At 68.2% G+C, this 274-nt stretch carries 1 protein-coding gene; it reads right to left on the minus strand.

The genetic code is table 11. The features are described from left to right. A partial coding sequence (locus ACPYOM_RS22475; RefSeq protein ID WP_481347660.1) for a hypothetical protein occupies positions 1–274 on the minus strand: 274 nt, incomplete at both ends.

Here is a 274-nt window from a genome sequence, read left to right on the forward strand (position 1 = left end):
CAGCGTCGGTGCTCGGCGCGGTCTTGTCGATCTTGATCGGCTCGCTGGTGGCGCTGGTCGTGTTGCCGGCCTTGTCCGAGACGGACGCGGAGGCGGTCTGGCCCTCACCCTCGTTCGACAGGACCGAGTCGGCGGGCTTGTCACCGGCGAGGCCGGAGAGCGCGTCGTCAGCGGACCATGTCTGCGTGACGTTCGTGTTGTACCAGCCGTTCCCGTTTGGGGTCGTGGTCGGAGCGGCGCGCAGGTTCGGCGGGGTCTTGTCGACGTTGATGCC

The sequence above is a fragment of the Monashia sp. HAY1-2A genome (assembly GCF_056755315.1).